General features: G+C 59.3%; 16 protein-coding genes and 1 pseudogene. 9 read left to right on the plus strand and 8 right to left on the minus strand.

Translation table 11 applies throughout. From position 1 onward, the window contains the following. Nucleotides 1-270: 270 nt before the first annotated feature. The 3 genes from brnQ (at nt 271) to NTD87_RS00315 (ending at nt 2985) form a co-directional block, all read left to right on the plus strand. Nucleotides 271-1584 carry a branched-chain amino acid transport system II carrier protein gene (brnQ, locus tag NTD87_RS00305; RefSeq protein ID WP_262111077.1) on the plus strand — a complete coding sequence of 438 codons (1314 nt, stop codon included), beginning with the start codon at nt 271-273 and terminating at the stop codon, nt 1582-1584. Between the two features lie 262 nt (nt 1585-1846). Continuing rightward, nucleotides 1847-2584, plus strand: a complete 738-nt coding sequence (locus NTD87_RS00310) for a DUF599 domain-containing protein (protein ID WP_262111078.1) — start codon at nt 1847-1849, stop codon at nt 2582-2584. Continuing rightward, the gene (locus NTD87_RS00315) at nt 2584-2985 is read left to right on the plus strand and encodes an MAPEG family protein (protein WP_262111079.1); all 402 of its coding nucleotides are present in this window, start codon (nt 2584-2586) and stop codon (nt 2983-2985) included. The genes NTD87_RS00310 and NTD87_RS00315 overlap by 1 nt, the downstream gene beginning before the upstream one ends. Nucleotides 2986-3051: 66 nt before the next feature. Here NTD87_RS00315 and NTD87_RS00320 read toward each other — a convergent pair whose 3' ends face one another. Then, on the minus strand, nt 3052-3291 hold the full coding sequence (locus NTD87_RS00320; RefSeq protein ID WP_262111080.1) for a hypothetical protein: 240 nt from the start codon (nt 3289-3291) through the stop codon (nt 3052-3054). Nucleotides 3292-3448: 157 nt separating this feature from the next. Here NTD87_RS00320 and NTD87_RS00325 point away from each other — a divergent pair, with 157 nt between their 5' ends. From NTD87_RS00325 to NTD87_RS00340, 4 genes are all read left to right on the plus strand, one after another. After that, the gene (locus tag NTD87_RS00325) at nt 3449-3925 is read left to right on the plus strand and encodes a PaaI family thioesterase (RefSeq protein ID WP_262111081.1); all 477 of its coding nucleotides are present in this window, start codon (nt 3449-3451) and stop codon (nt 3923-3925) included. Then, nucleotides 3922-4374 (plus strand): PaaI family thioesterase, encoded by a 453-nt coding sequence (locus NTD87_RS00330; RefSeq protein WP_145014802.1) that lies wholly within the window; start codon nt 3922-3924, stop codon nt 4372-4374. The genes NTD87_RS00325 and NTD87_RS00330 overlap by 4 nt, the downstream gene beginning before the upstream one ends. 91 nt (nt 4375-4465) lie before the next feature. After that, the gene (gene htpG / locus NTD87_RS00335; RefSeq protein WP_262111082.1) at nt 4466-6370 is read left to right on the plus strand and encodes a molecular chaperone HtpG; all 1905 of its coding nucleotides are present in this window, start codon (nt 4466-4468) and stop codon (nt 6368-6370) included. Nucleotides 6371-6436: 66 nt separating this feature from the next. Further along, nucleotides 6437-7165, plus strand: a complete 729-nt coding sequence (locus NTD87_RS00340; RefSeq protein ID WP_262111083.1) for a dienelactone hydrolase family protein — start codon at nt 6437-6439, stop codon at nt 7163-7165. Between the two features lie 161 nt (nt 7166-7326). Here NTD87_RS00340 and NTD87_RS00345 read toward each other — a convergent pair whose 3' ends face one another. Both NTD87_RS00345 and NTD87_RS00350 read right to left on the minus strand, forming a co-directional pair. After that, nucleotides 7327-8187 carry a pirin family protein gene (locus NTD87_RS00345; RefSeq protein ID WP_262111084.1) on the minus strand — a complete coding sequence of 287 codons (861 nt, stop codon included), beginning with the start codon at nt 8185-8187 and terminating at the stop codon, nt 7327-7329. A gap of 62 nt (nt 8188-8249) precedes the next feature. Then, a complete protein-coding gene (locus tag NTD87_RS00350; RefSeq protein ID WP_262111085.1) occupies nt 8250-8666 on the minus strand; it encodes an OsmC family protein in 417 nt (138 codons plus the stop codon). A gap of 255 nt (nt 8667-8921) precedes the next feature. On the opposite strand from NTD87_RS00350, the pseudogene NTD87_RS27905 reads away from it, so the two are divergent. Both NTD87_RS27905 and NTD87_RS27910 read left to right on the plus strand, forming a co-directional pair. Continuing rightward, nucleotides 8922-9692: pseudogene (locus NTD87_RS27905) on the plus strand (MCP four helix bundle domain-containing protein); the annotation flags it as partial. Beyond that, complete coding sequence (locus NTD87_RS27910) at nt 9684-10547, plus strand: methyl-accepting chemotaxis protein (RefSeq protein ID WP_410017444.1); 864 nt, start codon at nt 9684-9686, stop codon at nt 10545-10547. The pseudogene NTD87_RS27905 and the gene NTD87_RS27910, both read left to right, overlap by 9 nt. A 111-nt stretch (nt 10548-10658) precedes the next feature. Here the strand turns inward: NTD87_RS27910 and fabB are convergent, their stop codons facing one another. The 5 genes from fabB to NTD87_RS00380 form a co-directional block, all read right to left on the minus strand. Further along, complete coding sequence (gene fabB / locus NTD87_RS00360) at nt 10659-11879, minus strand: beta-ketoacyl-ACP synthase I (RefSeq protein WP_123423255.1); 1221 nt, start codon at nt 11877-11879, stop codon at nt 10659-10661. Nucleotides 11880-11890: 11 nt separating this feature from the next. After that, nucleotides 11891-12406, minus strand: a complete 516-nt coding sequence (gene fabA / locus NTD87_RS00365; RefSeq protein ID WP_010211704.1) for a 3-hydroxyacyl-[acyl-carrier-protein] dehydratase FabA — start codon at nt 12404-12406, stop codon at nt 11891-11893. A gap of 296 nt (nt 12407-12702) precedes the next feature. Continuing rightward, a complete protein-coding gene (locus NTD87_RS00370) occupies nt 12703-14601 on the minus strand; it encodes an ATP-binding protein (protein ID WP_262111088.1) in 1899 nt (632 codons plus the stop codon). After that, nucleotides 14598-15527 carry an ABC transporter substrate-binding protein gene (locus NTD87_RS00375; protein ID WP_262111090.1) on the minus strand — a complete coding sequence of 310 codons (930 nt, stop codon included), beginning with the start codon at nt 15525-15527 and terminating at the stop codon, nt 14598-14600. Before NTD87_RS00375 ends, NTD87_RS00370 begins: the two co-directional genes overlap by 4 nt. Nucleotide 15528: 1 nt before the next feature. Further along, nucleotides 15529-17655 (minus strand): TonB-dependent receptor plug domain-containing protein, encoded by a 2127-nt coding sequence (locus NTD87_RS00380; RefSeq protein ID WP_262111091.1) that lies wholly within the window; start codon nt 17653-17655, stop codon nt 15529-15531. Nucleotides 17656-17690: the final 35 nt, after the last annotated feature.

Raw genomic sequence — 17690 nt, forward strand, 5'->3', positions numbered from 1 at the left:
CCCCCCCCCCCCCCCCCCCCCCCCCCCCACGGTGGTTAGTGTGAAATTTAGATATGCAAACGCGACACTGAAATGTCGCGTATCGGATACTTCGCCCCGTAACAGTGCGTTTGTCGCGCAAATTCGTTACGCTAGCCGCCATTTTGCGTTTGCTGCCCACAAGGACGCTGCGCGCTAAACGGGTCAGTCCTATACGGACCGGCAGCATTTCCCTCACCCATAAGGGAAATCCCTCTCTAAATTCCGATTCAGTAGTGTGGTATTTCCTTAATGAAAGTGTTGAAAGGCCAGGACATCCTGGCACTTGGTTTTATGACGTTTGCCCTGTTCGTCGGGGCTGGCAACATCATCTTCCCGCCTATCGTCGGCTTGCAGTCCGGGCCTAATGTCTGGATGGCGGCGCTGGGCTTTCTGATCACCGCAGTCGGTCTGCCGGTGATCACCGTTGTTGCGCTGGCCAAGGTCGGTGGCGCCATGGACGCCTTGAGCAGTCCGATCGGTAAAATCGCCGGTGGACTGCTGGCAGCGGCGTGCTACCTCGCTGTGGGTCCGCTGTTCGCCACTCCGCGTACCGCAACGGTGTCCTTCGAAGTGGGCCTGGCGCCGCTGACTGGCGAAAGCCCGTTGGCGCTGTTTCTCTACAGCTCGGTGTACTTCCTGCTGGTGTTCTTCATTTCGCTGTACCCGGGCCGTCTGCTGGACACCGTTGGCCGTTTCCTTGCGCCACTGAAGATCATCGCACTGGCCGTGCTCGGCATCGCCGCATTCGCCTTGCCGGCGGGCGACATCGGCACAGCAACGCCTGAGTACGTCGCAGCACCGTTCTCCCAGGGTTTCATCAATGGTTACTTGACCATGGATACCCTCGGTGCGCTGGTGTTCGGTATCGTTATCGTCAACGCCATTCGTTCCCGCGGTGTCGAGTCTCCAGCCTTGATCACCCGGTACGCGATCATCGCCGGGCTGATTGCCGGCGTCGGTCTGGCACTGGTGTACGTGAGCCTGTTCCGCCTGGGTTCGGGCAGCCATGAAGTGGCGGTCGGTGCTACCAACGGCGCAGCGGTATTGCACGCTTATGTGCAACACACCTTCGGTTCTCTGGGCAGCGGTTTCCTTGCGGTGCTGATCTCCCTGGCCTGCCTGGTGACGGCAGTCGGTCTGACCTGCGCTTGCGCCGAGTACTTCAGCCGCGTGCTGCCACTGTCCTACAAGACGCTGGTGATCATCCTGGCGGCGTTCTCGCTGCTGGTGTCGAACCTGGGGCTGACCAAGCTGATCGCGTTCTCGATCCCGGTACTGACCGCAATCTACCCTCCCTGCATCGTCCTGGTGGCGCTGAGCTTCTGCAAGGACTTCTGGCTTGAGCAGGGCCGTATTGTTGGCCCGGTGATGCTGGTGTCGTTCCTGTTCGGCATGATCGACGCGCTCAAGGGCGCGGGTATGGCGGACTGGATGCCGGCTCAGTTGGCGCACTTGCCGCTGGCCGAACAAGGTCTGGCATGGCTGGTGCCATGCGTCTTTACCCTGGTTGTTGCATTCGCGTGCGACCGTTTGCTGGGCAAGCGCGGCGAAGCCCTGGCTTAATGCTTCAAGGCCCGCCACAAGCGGGTCTTGAGCAACAATAGAAATGCCCCGTATCAATCGATACGGGGCATTTTTTATGGGCGCTGTGCAGTGTCTTTTTCCTTGCGCTAACGTCGAAGCATTGCAAAACCCAATGTGGGAGCGAGCCTGCTCGCGATGGGGGCTTCGCATTCAGCAGAGATGTTGACTGAGCTACCGCTATCGCGAGCAGGCTCGCTCCCACAGGGATTCGGTACTCCGTATACACATCACAAGGACCTGCATGTCGTTCATCCACACCAACCTGATCCACATTCTCGCTGCGCTCTGGTTCGTCATCTGCTGGGGCGGATACACCCGTTACGCCAGCTGGAAGGGCCGCGACACCGCGTGCCTGGCCAGTGTGTTGCACCTTTACCGCGAAGACTGGATGCGTCGCATGCTGTTGCGCGATAACCGCATCGCCGACGCCAGTGTGATCGGCAACCTGGAACGCAACGCGTCATTCTTCGCCTCGAGCACGCTGATTATCCTGGCCGGTATTCTCACGGTATTGGGAGCCTCTGAACGGGCGGTGTCGCTGCTGGCGGACATACCCATGGTCCAACAGGCTTCCCAGGGTATGTCAGAGATCAAATTACTGTGCCTGGCACTGGTGTTCGTTTACGCGTTCTTCACCTTCAGTTGGTGTATGCGCCAATACAACTTCGCCGCGATCCTGATTGGCTCGGCGCCAATGATCGGTGAACGCCATGTTTCCGAGCAGGAGCGCAAGGCGTTCGCTTCGCGCGCTGCGCGGGTGATCTCGATGGCGGCCAACCAGTTCAACTTCGGCCTGCGCTCTTATTACTTCGGCATGAGCATGCTTGTCTGGTTCGTCAGCCCGTGGTTGTTCATGTTGATGAGTGCAGGTGTGGTGTTGGTGTTGTATCGCCGCGAGTTTCATTCCGACGTATTGGACGTAATGGTCTATACCCCTACGGAGGCGCCATTGCCTGAAGCGATCAAGGAGATGAGTTGATGAGTATCCCGTTCTGGTGCGTGTTTATCAGTGCCGTGCTGATTTTCGTCGCCCGAATGCCGGTGGCCAAGGCCATGAAAGAGCAGGGCGGTTATAACAATCACCTGCCACGCGCGCAGCAAGCGCAGCTCACAGGCTTCGGCGCTCGCGCACTGGCTGCGCATCAGAACAGTTTCGAGGCTTTCATATTGTTTGCGGTCGGGGTGTTGATGGCGCACACCACGCAAACGGCGGGGTGGCTGGTCGACTGGCTGGCCATCATCTTTGTGATTGCCCGGGTGATCTACTTGCTGTGTTATTGGGCAGACTTGGCCTGGCAACGAAGTCTGGTGTGGTTTATCAGCTTGGTCTGTTCGCTGTTGCTGATGGTTAGCCCAATCTTGCGCACAGTATTGCTCTAACGTTTTATCGACGCGCAAAGTAAAGCCCGCACTTGGCGGGCTTTACTTTTGTAGCGCTAAAACCGATTAGTTGGTTTTAGGAGCTGCTTGATCAGCGGCTGCTTTGGTCGAATCAACCTGAGCTTTGGCAGCATCGGCGGCTTCTTTCGCAGCGTCGTTCACTTTATCCTGAGCTTCGCTCATTTTTTGCTGGGCTTGTGCAGCTGGTTGGGTAGCATCTTGAGCTTTGTCCTCGGGTTTTTTACCGCAGGCAGCAATGCCGAGGGAAGCGGTCAACATCAAGGCAATAGCTAAAGTCTTACGCATGGGGTGTTTCTCCTTATGGAAATATCTACTTGCCCTTTCGAGCACACCACCATGGATTTAGTTCCATGTTTCCTACAGATATATAAGATTTATCTGTAGGAACTTTTTCTTAGTCTCTCTACTGCTATGCAACGACACTAAAAAGAGCCTTTATCGAATGACCGACAACCCCATTTTTGAGCGCGCGACGCGGTTTTTATCGGCGCTGCGGCACTGCCAGGTACTCGGGTTGCGCGTGCACAGCGCCAGTAACGACGGGCTGACGATCACTTTGCCGTACAGCCCGCAGATCGTTGGCAATCCGCAAACCGGTGTGATTCATGGTGGCGCCATCACCTCGTTGATGGACACCGCGTGCGGCATGGCCACACTGTGCGTTTTGCCGGAGTTCGAGGTGTGTCCGACCCTGGATCTGCGTATCGACTACATGCACCCGGCCGAGCCCCATAAAGATGTGCATGGCTTCGCCCAGTGTTACCGGGTGACGACCGATGTGATCTTCACGCGCGGGTTTGCCTACCAGGACGACCCGCAGCAGCCGATCGCCCATGTGGTCGGGACCTTCATGCGCATGGGTAAGGGTGTCAAAGGCACCAAAGGTTTTGGTGGCGTCATCAATGGTGGTACGAAATGACTGACAACTTCAAAGAGCAGTTGCAGCAGGCCCACGAGCGTGGGGATTACGCATCGCTGCTGCACCTGATTCCCTACGCCAAGCTGATCGGCGTCGAGTGCTCGCGTCTGGGCGATGAGCTGCTTTTTCGTCTGCCGGCGAACAAGGACAATATTGGTAACCCTTTGTTGCCAGCGATTCATGGCGGGGTGATTGCCGGGTTCATGGAGCTGGCGGCGGCCCTGCATTTGCTGATCTTCACCGGTTCCCCTGGTGTGCCGAAGATCATCGACTTCTCCCTCGACTACCTGCGCGCCGGGCAGTTTCGCGACACCTATGCCAAGTGCCAGGTATGCCGTCAGGGGCGCCGGGTCGCCAACGTTGCGATAACCGCGTGGCAGAGCACTCAAGCCGAGCCGATTGCCACGGCGCGTGCGCATTTCAAGATTGAAGAGACCCCCAGCCCTTGAAATCCCCGTCATAGCCCCCAACTTTGATGACATCCCGCCGCCACCCCCCTTCAGGGTGCGGCCACTGCCATCCAATCGGAGTTTGATGACCATGAGCGTGGAAACTCAAAAGGAAACCCTGGGCTTCCAGACCGAGGTGAAGCAACTGCTGCACCTGATGATCCATTCGCTGTATTCCAACAAGGAAATTTTCCTTCGCGAACTGATCTCCAACGCCTCCGACGCTGTCGACAAATTACGTTTCGAAGCCCTGTCCAAGCCTGAGTTGCTGGAAGGTGGCGCCGAACTGAAAATCCGTGTCAGCTTCGACAAGGACGCTAAAACCGTCACCCTCGAAGACAACGGTATCGGCATGAGCCGTGACGATGTCGTGACCCACCTGGGCACCATCGCCAAATCCGGCACTGCCGATTTCATGAAGCACCTGTCCGGCGATCAGAAGAAAGATTCGCACCTGATCGGTCAGTTCGGCGTGGGTTTCTACTCTGCATTCATCGTCGCCGATAAAGTTGACGTATTCAGCCGCCGTGCCGGCCTCGCTGCCAGCGAAGGCGTGCACTGGTCGTCCAAAGGCGAAGGCGAATTCGACGTCGCCACCGTCGATAAGGAAGACCGCGGTACGCGCATCGTCCTGCACCTGAAGTCCGCTGAAGACGAGTTCGCCGATGGCTGGCGTCTGCGCAACATCATCAAGAAGTACTCCGACCACATCGCTCTGCCGATTGAGCTACCGAAAGAAGTGACGGCTGCCGAAGGTGAAGAGGCTCCCGCCGTTGAATGGGAAACCGTCAACCGCGCCAGCGCGCTGTGGACCCGTCCGCGTACTGAAGTAAAAGACGAGGAATACCAGGAGTTCTACAAGCACATCGCTCACGATTTCGAGAACCCATTGAGCTGGAGCCACAATAAGGTCGAAGGCAAGCTGGAGTACAACTCGCTGCTTTACGTGCCGGCCCGTGCTCCGTTCGACCTGTACCAACGTGAAGCGCCGCGTGGCCTGAAGCTGTACGTGCAGCGTGTATTCGTCATGGACCAGGCTGAGTCGTTCCTGCCGCTGTACCTGCGCTTCATCAAGGGTGTGGTCGACTCCAACGACCTGTCGCTGAACGTGTCGCGGGAAATCCTGCAGAAAGACCCGATCATCGATTCGATGAAGTCGGCGCTGACCAAGCGCGTTCTGGACATGCTGGAAAAACTGGCGAAGAACGAGCCTGAGCAATACAAGGGCTTCTGGAAAAACTTCGGTCAGGTCATGAAAGAAGGCCCGGCTGAGGATTTCGCCAACAAAGAGAAAATCGCTGGCCTGCTGCGCTTCGCCTCCACCCAGGGCGAAGAAGGCGAGCAAGTGGTCGCGCTGGCCGAATACCTGGCTCGCGCCAAGGAAGGTCAGGACAAGATTTACTACCTGACCGGCGAAACTTACGCGCAGGTCAAGAACAGCCCGCACCTGGAAGTCTTCCGCAAGAAAGGCATCGAAGTGCTGCTGCTGACCGACCGTATCGATGAGTGGCTGATGAGCTACCTCAGCGACTTCGACGGCAAGAGCTTTGTCGACGTGGCACGCGGTGACCTGGACCTGGGCAACCTGGACTCGGCAGAGGACAAGAAAGCCGCAGAAGAAGTCGCCAAGAGCAAAGAGGGCCTGGTTGAGCGGATCAAGACGGCGCTGGGTGAAACAGTCAGCGAAGTGCGGGTTTCCCACCGTCTGACCGACTCCCCGGCGATTCTGGCCATCGGCGAGCAGGATCTTGGCATGCAGATGCGTCAGATCCTGGAAGCCAGCGGTCAGAAGGTTCCGGATTCCAAGCCGATCTTCGAATTCAACCCGGCTCACCCGCTGATCGAAAAACTCGACGGTGAGCAGAGCGAAGAGCGTTTTGGCGACCTGTCGCACATCCTCTTCGATCAGGCAGCCCTGGCCGCCGGCGACAGCTTGAAAGACCCGGCCGCCTATGTGCGCCGCCTGAACAAGCTGCTGGTTGAACTGTCGGTTTAATCGCGTTAAAGAAAAACCCGCTTCGGCGGGTTTTTTCATTCTGGCGTTTCTTTACGGGAGTTAGTCATGAGCCAAGTCACTGTGCGTTCCGTGGTTTATCAGCTTGATGGTCAGTCTTACGAAGGTCGTCTGGCGTTCGATGCCAGTCAAACAGGTTCACGTCCGGGCTTGCTGATGGCGCCGAACTGGATGGGCGTCAGTGCTGGTGCCGAGAAGATTGCCCAGGAGGTTGCCGCCAAAGGTTATGTGGTGTTGATCGCTGACCTGTATGGGCAGTCGGTTCGCCCGCAAAACGCTGACGAGGCGGGCGCGGCGATGATGCCGCTGAAAAATGACCGTGCCTTGTTGCGCAAGCGCATGCAGGCGGCCTTCACTGCCTTGCAGGGTCAGGCTGAAGCAGCGGTCGACACGTCGAAACTGGCGACGTTTGGTTTCTGCTTCGGTGGTTGCTGTGCTCTGGAGCTGGCCCGTACTGGGGCGCCACTCAAGGCTGCTGTGTCGTTCCACGGCACGCTGGACACACCGAATCCTGCCGATGCAAAAAACATCAAAGGCTCGGTGCTGGTGCTGCACGGTGCTTCCGATCCACTGGTCGCGAAAGAGCAACCGCCAGCGTTCGAGGCTGAGATGAATGCAGCGGGTGTGGACTGGCAATTGCTGAGCTACGGCGGCGCCGTGCATTCCTTCACCGATCCACACGCCAATGTGCCGGGCATGATGATGTACGACGCTAAGACCGCCAGGCGGGCCTTTGTGTCGATGCACAACTTGCTGGAAGAAGTGTTCAACGGCTGAGTGTTGTTTCTAGCCCTGGCGCCGTAGGTGTCAGGGCTGGCCTCATCGCGAGCAGGCTCGCTCCCACAATTGACCCAGTCGGGCGCAGGATTTGCGAACGACGCCAATCCAATGTGGGAGCGAGCCTGCTCGCGATGGCGGCGTAACGGACACAGGAAATCTTAAGGCAACTCGATCCGCTCACTTTCCCCCGGTACAGTCGGCCAATCCCTGGCCGCCCAGCGCCTGCGTGCCTCATCGATCACCGCCGGATCGCTGGCGACGAAGTTCCAGTTGATCCGCCGCGGTCCGTCCATTGGCGCGCCGCCGAACAGCATGGCATGGCAATCGCTTTCGGCGAACAGGTCCATTTCTTCCCCGGCAGGCAGCACCACCAGCGAGTGCGGTTCTACGGGCTCGCCATTGAGTTGGGCATCACCGTCCAGCACGTAGAGCGCGCGCTCTTCATGCTCGCTGGGAATCAGCAACGTCGTCGCCGTTTTCAGCTCAAGCTCTGCGTACAGCGTAGGAGAAAGCACCGGCACCGGTGACTCCAGACAGAAGCCTTTGCCGGCAATCATCCTGATCTTCACGCCGAGGTTTTCGCTGACCGGCAGGCTGGCGGCCGGGTAATGGCTGTAATGGCCCGGACCTTGTTCGTGCTCTTTGGGTGAGGCCAGCCAGATTTGCAGGCCGTGCATCTTGAAATCGGTATCCCACAGCGCTTCTGGTGTGCGCTCGACGTGAGCAATCGCACTGCCTGCGGTCATCCAGCTGACGTCACCCGGTTTCACAATCTGGTCAGAACCCAGGCTGTCCTTGTGTTGGAGTTCGCCTTCGAACAGGTAGGTGAGGGTGGACAGGCCAATATGCGGATGCTGGCGAATGTTCATGCCACGGCCCGCCGGATAGCGGGTTTCGAGCATGTGGTCGAAAAACACGAAAGGCCCGACGCTGCGGCATTGGGCCGATGGCAGCGGGCGCAGGATCGGTTGGCCTTCGACATCTTCGGTGCGTGGGCGGATCACGAGCGGACTGTTCATGGTGCATTCCAGGCTGTACGAGTGATGCCGCTGAGCATAACCCGCACAGCCGATGCTTGCCGCTATTGGCTGAAGGCGCCTTCGGACAGGTGGGTTTCGATGGTCACTTCGCTGGTGGTCATCAGCTTGTGAATCGGGCAACGATCGGCCACGCGGTGCAGCTCTTCACGCTGGGCGTCGGTGAGCACGCCTTTGAGGGTGAGTTTGACATGCAGGGCGTATTTGCCTTTCTGCTCCTGGCTGTTGTCGTGTTTGACCTCGACCGTGACGCCGGTCAGCGGGATTTCTTTCTTTTGTGCGTAGAGCTTGAGGGTCAGTGCCTTGCAGGCCCCCAGCGCAGCATCGAAGTAATCGTGGGGCTCTGGCGCGGAACCTTCGCCGCCGAAGGCTTTGGGCACATCGGCGAAGAGTTGATGGTCGTCGATCTGGATGCTGTGACGAAAACCTTCGCTGGATTCGGTATTGACGGTAATGGTCATGACAAACCTCCTGGGCAGTAAGAAAGAGTGAACGTCAGATAAAGACCTTGCAGTTATAGAGCATTCGGCGATTCAGGGTGATCGTTTGCTGACTCAGCAGCGTTTTACCGTTTGCTGAATCGTTTGTGCCCAGGCATCGAAGTGCTTGGGCGTTTTGATATCACGTTTTCGTCTTACGCAAAATTTCTCCGGGCCGATACCTTCTTATGCAGCCAGCTGCAGGGTTGATGCAGCACTTTTGGAAGGAGCCAGAGGATGAGTATCAGAAGTCTCAATATCGCGCCGCGCGCAGGCTTGGGTTTTGGTGTGCTGGCGTTGATGGTGTTCTGTCTGGGCGGTTTTGCCCTGATGCAGATGTCGAACATGCGCCAGCAGTCCGACGAGGTCGACAACAACTGGCTGCCCAGCGTGATGGCGGTCGGTGATATGAATCAGGATTTGTTGCGTATTCGTGCCTTGACTCTGCGCTTGGTGATCAATCGCGATCCCCAGGTGCTGGCCCGCAATGAAAGCAAACTCAATGAGCTCAAGCGTGACCTGATGGCTGCTCAGGACCGCTATGACAAGCTGATCGTACTGCCAGAAGAGCGGGTCCTGTTTGACCGCTTCAAGATCAACGAGAAAATGTACCTGGGATACCAGGAGCAGTTGATGGCGTTTTCGGCGCAAAACCGGGTCGATGAGGCCTTGACCATCGTCAATGGTGGCATGAGTCAGATCGCTGATGAACTCTCGGCCACTTTGCACCAACTGGTTGAATTCAATCATTTGAATGCCAACCTCGCGACGGACCTGGGGCGGGCGGTTTTCAACACTGCCCGGACCTGGGTGATTGGCATGATCGCGGTGACTGCGTTAATCACCATTGGCCTGGCATTGTTGCTGACGCGCAGCATTGTGCTGCCGCTGGCCCAGTCGTTGAAAGTCGCTGAGGTGGTCGCGGGTGGCGATCTGACGGGCGATATCAGCATCAGTGGCAAGGATGAGCCGGCGCGCCTGCTGCACGCCCTCAAGAGTATGCAACACAACCTGCGCGAGACCATCCGGCGAATCTCCGACTCTTCAAGCCAACTGGCCTCGGCTTCGGAAGAGCTCAGTTGCGTGACGGAAGACGCCACCCGAGGCTTGCATCAGCAGAGTCTGGAAATCGAGCAGGCTGCAACGGCGGTGAATCAGATGACGGCCGCCGTAGAGGAGGTGGCAAGCAATGCGGTGGCCACGTCCGAGGCATCACGCGAGTCTGACCGGATCGCTCGGCATGGCCGTGAGCAGGTGCATCAGACGGTGATATCCATCGAGTCACTGGCCGATGACGTGACCGCGAATGCGGAGCAGGTCGAGGACCTGGCGCAGAAGGTCTATGGCATCAGCAAGGTGCTGGATGTGATTCGTTCGATCGCTGAGCAAACCAATCTGCTGGCCCTCAACGCAGCCATCGAAGCGGCGCGGGCCGGGAGTGCCGGGCGTGGTTTTGCGGTGGTTGCCGATGAGGTGCGGGCATTGGCCCACCGGACGCAGCAATCGACCCGGGAAATCGAGCAGATGATTGGCGGTATCCAGCAGGGTACCGATCAGGCGGTCAGCTCGATGCAACAGAGCAACACCCGCGCGCGCTCGACCCTGGAAGTGGCCAAGGCTGCGGGTACGGCGCTGGAAGAGATTGCGTCGGCGTTTGCCCTGATCAACGAGCGCAATCTGGTGATCGCCAGTGCGTCGGAACAGCAGGCAGTGGTGGCGCGGGAAGTGGACCGTAACCTGATGAACATCCGCGATCTGGCGTTGCAGACCTCGGCCGGGGCCAATCAGACCAGTGCGGCGAGTCAGGAGTTGTCGCGATTGGCGGTGGACCTGAATGCCATGGTGGCGCAGTTTTCGGTGTAGTTGATTTTTGTGGTGAGGGAGCAAGCTCCCTCGCCACGGGATTATTGATCGCCCAATAAAAAACGCCCCGAACCAGTCGGGGCGTTTTCATGTGCAGCGAAGCGGCGGGGCTTACTTGCCCTGCCAGCGCTTCAGGACCAGGGTGGCATTGGTGCCGCCGAAGCCGAAGCTGTTGCTCATCACAGTGTTGATGGTGGCGTCTTCGCGAGTCTTGGTCAGGATTGGCATGTCAGCCACTTCCGGGTCCAGTTCGTCGATGTTGGCAGAACCTGCCATGAAGTTGCCTTCCATCATCAGCATGCAGTAGATCGCTTCGTGAACGCCGGCGGCGCCCAGGGAGTGACCCGACAGGCTCTTGGTGGAGCTGATGGCCGGAGCCTTGTCGCCGAAGACTTCACGCACACCTTTCATTTCCGCGACGTCGCCGACCGGAGTCGAAGTGCCGTGGGTATTCAGGTAGTCGATCGGCGTGTCGACGGTGGACATGGCCATCTGCATGCAGCGGATGGCGCCTTCGCCGCTAGGAGCGACCATGTCGTAGCCGTCGGAGGTCGCGCCGTAGCCGACGATTTCCGCATAGATCTTCGCGCCACGGGCCAGAGCGTGTTCCAGCTCTTCGACCACGACCATGCCGCCACCGCCGGCGATGACAAAACCGTCACGCTTGGCGTCGTAGGCACGGGAAGCTTTTTCCGGCGTCTCGTTGTACTGGCTGGACAGTGCGCCCATGGCGTCGAACAGGAACGATTGGCTCCAATGCTCCTCTTCACCGCCGCCGGCGAACACGATGTCCTGCTTGCCCATCTGGATCTGTTCCATGGCGGTACCGATGCAGTGAGCACTGGTGGCGCAGGCAGACGCGATGGAGTAGTTCAGGCCCTTGATCTTGAACGGTGTGGCCAGGCAAGCGGAAACCGTGCTGCTCATGGTCCGCGTAACACGGTATGGGCCGACGCGCTTGACGCCTTTTTCGCGCAGGATATCCAGCGCTTCCATTTGGTTCAGGGTCGACGCGCCACCGGAGCCGGCGATCAGGCCGGTACGCGGGTTGGAAACCTGCTCGTCGGTCAGGCCGGAGTCAGTGATGGCGTCTTTCATGGCCAGGTAGGCGTAAGCCGCCGCGTGGCCGACGAAGCGATAGATCTTGCGATCGATCAACTCTTCGAGTGGCAGGTCAATGGAGCCGGAAACCTGGCTACGCAGACCCATTTCGGCATATTCCGGGTTGAACCGGATGCCAGGGCGGCTTGCACGCAGGTTAGCGGAGACGGTCTCTTTGTCATTGCCCAGGCACGAAACGATGCCCAGACCAGTGATAACGACGCGGCGCATGCGGATAACCCTTAGAAGTTGTCAGTGGAGGTGAATACGCCGACCCGAAGGCCTTCGGCGGTGTAGATCTCGCGGCCGTCAACGCTGACCGAACCATCGGCGATGGCGAGGTTCAGCTTGCCCTTCAGGACGCGCTTGATCTGGATGTTATAGGTCACTTTTTTGGCAGTCGGCAGAACCTGGCCGAAGAATTTCACTTCGCCCGAACCCAGGGCGCGGCCGCGGCCCGGCAGGCCTTGCCAGCCGAGGAAGAAACCGACCAGCTGCCACATGGCGTCAAGGCCCAGGCAGCCTGGCATCACCGGGTCACCTTCGAAATGGCAGGCGAAGAACCACAGGTCCGGAGTGATATCCAGCTCGGCGACCAATTCACCTTTGCCGTACTTGCCACCCTCTTCGCTGATATGAGTGATGCGATCCACCATCAGCATGTTCGGGGCGGGCAGTTGCGCGTTACCAGGGCCGAACAGCTCACCGCGACTGCAGCGCAGCAGGTCTTCCCGGGTAAAGGCGTTTTGTTTGGTCATGCGAGCTCCTCAATAATCCCATGCGGCAGGTGGGGCAAATCTTCCGGCCGATCGAAACATTCATGTCCCGAACCGGCAGCCTACTCATAGACTATTGCGTTGTGGTGAAAGTCACAGCACAAAGGACATGAATGTACACTTGTGCACTGAAATTATTATTCAAGCGCAAATTCGGGCTTGTTAGGTGACTAAGACTGCCGCACTTTCGCCTTTCACGCCAGTCGCAGATGGTCGATCACTCTGTACCAGGGTCTGTTGACGGTTGGTGGCAGCTCGCCACTAACCATCAACAGACCCTAGCGTACCCAACGCTGCAGAATCTGTTGCAGATCAGTGCGTTTGAAAGGCTTGGCCAGATAGTCGTTCATCCCTGCCGACAGGCAGGCCTCGCGATCACCCTGCAACGCGTTGGCCGTCAGGGCGATAATCGGTAGATCGGCGCAGCCGGGCAGTTGACGGATCTGCCGGGTGGCTTCGTAACCGTCGATGACCGGCAGCCGGCAATCCATCAGAATCGCCTCGAAAATCAGGCTCTCGGCGCTGCGCACCGCCTGTGCGCCGTCGGTGGCGACGCTGACAGTAAAGCCCAGGCTGCGCAGCATCGCTTCGATGACAGTCTGATTCACCGGGTTGTCTTCCACCAGCAGCACATTGCGCCCTTCGCCGTGGTCGTTGCCGGCAGGCGTGCGCGGTGCCAGGGTCGGCGGCGTCTGCCTGGACAGCGCCAGCGGAATTTCCAGGGTAAACACCGAGCCTCGGCCTTCTTCGCTCTGGGCGCGCAGTGTGCCGCCCATCCGTTCGGCCAGTGTGCGGGCAATCGGCAGGCCCAGGCCGGTGCCGCCGTAGCGTCGGGAGATCGAGCAATCGGCCTGCCTGAACGCGTCGAACATCAGCTCCAGGCTTTGCACCGAAATGCCAATCCCGCTGTCGCGCACAGTGCAGGTGAACCACAGCAGTTCGTGGTCCAGCGATTGCCACTGCGCCTCGATCGTCACCCGGCCTTTCTCGGTGAACTTCAGGGCATTGCCGATCAGGTTGACCAGGATCTGCCGGATCCGTGTCGGGTCGCCCTGGACTTGCAGGGCCTGCATGCCATCGGGGATTTGCAGTTCCAGGCTCAGACCACGTTGCACCGCACTGTGCTGGAAAGCCTGGGCGCAGCTGTTGATCAGCTCGGTAAGGTTGAACGGGATGTGCTCCAGTTCCAGGGCCGAGCGTTCAATGCGCGAGAAGTCGAGAATGTCGTTGATGACTTTGAGCAAGTGCTCGGTGGACTCCGACGCCAGCGCGGCGTACTCGATCTGCTCCTCGGTCATGTCGGTGGTTTCGAGCAGTTGCAGCATGCCCAGCACGCCATTCATCGGCGTGCGCAACTCGTGGCTCATCATCGCCAGGAAGTCGGACTTGGCGCTGTTGGCCTTTTCCGCTTCCTCGCGGGTCTGGATCAGTTGCGCCATGGCCTGATGTTGCTCGCGACTGGCGAGTTCGAGACCATCGGCGAGGTTGTTGATGTGGCGCGACAGGTTGCCCAACTCAGCATCGTCGACGATCGGCAGCGGTGTTGTGAAATCGCCTTGCTGAATCGCCTTCACTGCATTGCCCATGGCGCTGATGGGCTCAGACAGGCTGGCGGCCAGGCGCCGGGCCAGCAGGAAGGTAAAGAGCAGGGCAAACAGTGCGAGGATCGCGGCCTTGAGCAGGATTTCCTGTTGTCGCTGGCTGAAGGCATCGTTGGACATGCCGACGATTACCCGGCCCAGATAGTCTTCGGAGGCCCCGCCGGCCGATGGAGGGCCCTGCAAAAAGTCGTCGTTGAGCTGGATCCGTTGCAAGCGCACAGGCGCCTGAAACTCTTCGACCTGTTGCGAGCGTTGGCGGTTTTCCGAGGGCTGTTCGACGTACACCAGCACCTTGTTGGCGTTGTCCTGTACCTCCAGGAAACGCACATGCGGCGTCGTCAGAGACGCCTTCATCAGACTTTCGAGCACCTCATTGTTGCCGGAGATAACGCCGTACTCGGTGGCCGGGGCCAGTTGATTGGCGATCAGTTGGCCGGTGTGGTTGAGCTCCTGGCGCAAGTCCTGGATTCGCACGACGGTAAAGAAGCTGATCAGTAGCAAGGTCAGCAGCAGTGCCGGGCCGAGGCTGATGATCTGGGTACGGGTATTGATACCCCAATGGCGACGGAAGGTCATGGTCGGTTTTCTCCTTCGGCCAACTGTGTTGCAACAGCCGCGGGGTCAATCTGTTCGATGCCCAGGGAGCGAGCGACTTGCGGGTTACTTAACACTTTGAAGCGTTGCGGATAGAGGTCGCGCGGCCAACTGGCCGGCGAGCGGTCAAGCAAGTCATTAAGAATGGCCAGCCAATCGCTCTGATCGCTGTAGGTGCTGGCCAGGCTGCCGGCTTTGACAAAGCCTGCGTTGGGACCGATCAACGCAAGCTGTCGGCCATAGCTGCTGAGCAGCAGATTCTTGGCGGTTTTCGGGTTGTACAGGTCGGGGTCGTCGAGCCCCAGCAATACGTCGCTGTTTTTCAGCAGCGCTTGCAGAGGCCGGCTGTCATTGGTGTTGTCCCAACGTTCGGCGACGATTTCCAGCCCCAACCGGTGTGCGGTGTGGTGCAGTTCCTTGAGCAGAAATTCACTGTTCATCCCGTACAGCACGCCGACTCGTCGCGCTTGTGGCAGCAGGGCCTGGGTCAGTCGAAGTTGGCGGCTCAGCGGTGGATCACTCCACAGCAGGCTCAGACGCAGGGGCAGGGCATTGCCCAAGCGCTGATAGGCTTGCAGGCGGCTGATGCGCAACACCAGGGTCGCAGGTCCCTGGTTGTCTTGCAGACGCCAGTCCAGGCTCGGCAGGTCGAGCAGGATCAGTCGGGTTGCGTTGGGTAGCCGGGACGGCGCGGGGAGGTCGGCAAGGCGTGTGAAGCGCACCGTGTCTGCGGGCCGCTGTTTGGCCAGCGCGCGGGTGAAGGCTTGCACGCCGGGGCTGTCTTCGGCGCCGGTCAGCAACACATCGGCAGCGTGCGCGGGCAAGCTGCCCAGACAGACAAGCAAGAATCCCCAAACCCAAGGCCGGCGGCGTCGGGGGGAGAGGGTGCAAGTCTGGCTGTGGCCCATGTCAGAACTCTAACTCTGCGCTGAAGTAGAGCACGTGGCGCGAGTCATAGTGGTTGTCGATGTAGGTGGTCGGCTGGTTGTCGAGGCGTTGTTGCAGGATGCCGGCCAGTTCGAGGTTGGCCTTGCCCAGCGCAATACGTTTGGCGATGCGTGTATCGACACGTTCGAAGCGGTAGCCATTGAGTGCGTCGTCACCGTAGTAGAACAGCGCGCTATTCCAGCCGTTGCCCCAATCGCGCAGCCAACCGGCCGAGCCGCTGTTGCGCGCGGTGAATAGTGCATCCTGAGGGTTGCTGGCCTCGGCATCGACATAGGCGTAGGTCAGGCGCAGCCGGTCAGCGGCGCTGACTCGCCAGTCAACCTGGGTTTCCGTGCCGCTGAAACGTGAGGCGTTGGCGTTGCTGGCAATGTACTGATTATTGCGCAGCGGCTCGCTGATCATGCTGGTGATTTCGTCGTAGAACAGTTTCACGTCGACGCTCAGCCCAAGGTCAGCGAAGAAGCCGTTATACCCCAGTTCCCGCGAGCGCATGTGTTCTTGATCGAGGTTGCCGGGGCCACGAGTCCTGACGAAGTAACGGGCGCTGGACTGACCGTAGGCATCGGGCCTGAGGTTGGTCACCTGGTAGCTCCAGTTGACGTTGTTTTCGAACATGTCGGGTGAGCGGGTGGCCTGCGAATACACCGCACGCAGACCGTGGCGCGGGTTGATCAGGTAATTGATCGCTACCCGTGGGGTGAGCGAGTCGCCGACCAATTGGGGTTTTTCGTACATCGCACCGCCTTGCAACAACCAGTGCTCGGTGGCGCGCCACTCCAGTTGACCGAACAACCGCCAGATGGTGTCGTCGAGGGTGCCGTTGAAGTACGTCTCGGAGTCGGCCCGGTCGTATCGATAGTTCAGGCCACTGACCAGCCGCAGACTGTCGGACAGGCTCAGGGTGTCCTGCAGTTCCAGGTCGTAACGCGACTCTCGGGCGCTCTGGTCGATGTCGCCGCAGACCGTGCGTTTGGCGCCACCTTTCCATTGATCGAGCACCTGATTGGCCAGCGCCTGTTCGGCGGGTGTGCCGTGCGGAGCACCTGTGCCGGTATAGCTTTCCATGTGCCGCGCCAGTCGCTCGGCATAGTTGGGGTTGAGCTGCCAGAGGTTAGTGAGTTCCGGGCTGAAGGACACTTCGGCGTCGCAGGCGCGCCAGTTCTGCTGGCGATCCCAGTGCTGCGCCGAACCCTGGACGTAGAGGCTGTGATCCGGGTTGATCTCCAGGTTCCAGCGTAACGAACCGGCGTAATCCTCGGCAATTACGTCAGAGTTGTCGCCCGCCGAGGTAATTCCGGAAAACACCGGACGGTAGGTATAAGGCCGCTGGTTGGTACCGTCCTTGGCATTCAGTTGCCAATCGATGCTTTGCTGCTCGTTGAGCGTCTGGCTGACGGACAGGTTGAAGCGGTTCAAGCGGCGACTGTCGCGGTAATCCGCACCCTGGCGATTCGAGTCGAAACCATCGTCTTCCTGGCCGGACAGCGACAAGCGCAGGTCGCCGGTTTCCCATCCGCTGCCCTGGCTGGCGTACCAGTCGTTGATACCGCGTTCACCGCGGGTGACTTTCACCCGAGTGCCATGGCTGTTGGCCGGCGCGCGGGTGATGATATTGACCACCGCCATCAGCGCGTTGGCGCCATAGCTGACGGTGTTCGGGCCACGGAACACCTCGATGCGCTCGATGTCCTCCATGGCCACCGGAATGTCGCTCCAGTCCACGGTCGCAAGGCCGGCGCGGTACACCGAACGACCGTCGATCAACACTTGCATGCGCCGTGCTTCGCTGGCGTTGGTGCCGTGATAGTTCACCGCTGCCTGGTTGCCGCTGATGTTACCGACCATCATCCCCGGTACCAGCCGCAGCAATTGGCTGATGTCCCGGGCACCGCTGGCCTTGATCAGTTCGCTGTCGATCACCGTCATGCTGCCGGGCACGGCGGCCGGTGACTGTTTCAGTCGGGTGGCGGTCAGCACTTGTGGCAATGGCGGGTTGTCGAGGAACAGATCATCGGCCAATAGCGGGTCGCAGAGCACCAGCGCCAGAACCAGCGAAGAGCGAAGGTGGGGAGGAGGGCCAACAGACACAGTGCAGCCTTGATAGCGGTTATTTGCCGCGCATG

This window comes from Pseudomonas sp. 6D_7.1_Bac1 (assembly GCF_025465945.1).
In the GTDB taxonomy this organism is placed as follows: Bacteria; Pseudomonadota; Gammaproteobacteria; order Pseudomonadales; family Pseudomonadaceae; genus Aquipseudomonas.

Bases quoted from the DNA above. Each gene is read 5' to 3' on its own strand.
- NTD87_RS00315 (WP_262111079.1), top strand. From the start codon at position 2,584: ATGAGTATCCCGTTCTGGTGCGTGTTTATCAGTGCCGTGCTGATTTTC.
- htpG (WP_262111082.1), top strand. From the start codon at position 4,466: ATGAGCGTGGAAACTCAAAAGGAAACCCTGGGCTTCCAGACCGAGGTG.
- NTD87_RS27910 (WP_410017444.1), top strand. From the start codon at position 9,684: ATGCAACACAACCTGCGCGAGACCATCCGGCGAATCTCCGACTCTTCA.
- NTD87_RS00325 (WP_262111081.1), top strand. From the start codon at position 3,449: ATGACCGACAACCCCATTTTTGAGCGCGCGACGCGGTTTTTATCGGCG.
- NTD87_RS00345 (WP_262111084.1), bottom strand. From the start codon at position 8,187: ATGAACAGTCCGCTCGTGATCCGCCCACGCACCGAAGATGTCGAAGGC.
- NTD87_RS00340 (WP_262111083.1), top strand. From the start codon at position 6,437: ATGAGCCAAGTCACTGTGCGTTCCGTGGTTTATCAGCTTGATGGTCAG.
- fabA (WP_010211704.1), bottom strand. From the start codon at position 12,406: ATGACCAAACAAAACGCCTTTACCCGGGAAGACCTGCTGCGCTGCAGT.
- NTD87_RS00310 (WP_262111078.1), top strand. From the start codon at position 1,847: ATGTCGTTCATCCACACCAACCTGATCCACATTCTCGCTGCGCTCTGG.
- brnQ (WP_262111077.1), top strand. From the start codon at position 271: ATGAAAGTGTTGAAAGGCCAGGACATCCTGGCACTTGGTTTTATGACG.
- fabB (WP_123423255.1), bottom strand. From the start codon at position 11,879: ATGCGCCGCGTCGTTATCACTGGTCTGGGCATCGTTTCGTGCCTGGGC.
- NTD87_RS00350 (WP_262111085.1), bottom strand. From the start codon at position 8,666: ATGACCATTACCGTCAATACCGAATCCAGCGAAGGTTTTCGTCACAGC.
- NTD87_RS00330 (WP_145014802.1), top strand. From the start codon at position 3,922: ATGACTGACAACTTCAAAGAGCAGTTGCAGCAGGCCCACGAGCGTGGG.
- NTD87_RS00375 (WP_262111090.1), bottom strand. From the start codon at position 15,527: ATGGGCCACAGCCAGACTTGCACCCTCTCCCCCCGACGCCGCCGGCCT.
- NTD87_RS00320 (WP_262111080.1), bottom strand. From the start codon at position 3,291: ATGCGTAAGACTTTAGCTATTGCCTTGATGTTGACCGCTTCCCTCGGC.
- NTD87_RS00370 (WP_262111088.1), bottom strand. From the start codon at position 14,601: ATGACCTTCCGTCGCCATTGGGGTATCAATACCCGTACCCAGATCATC.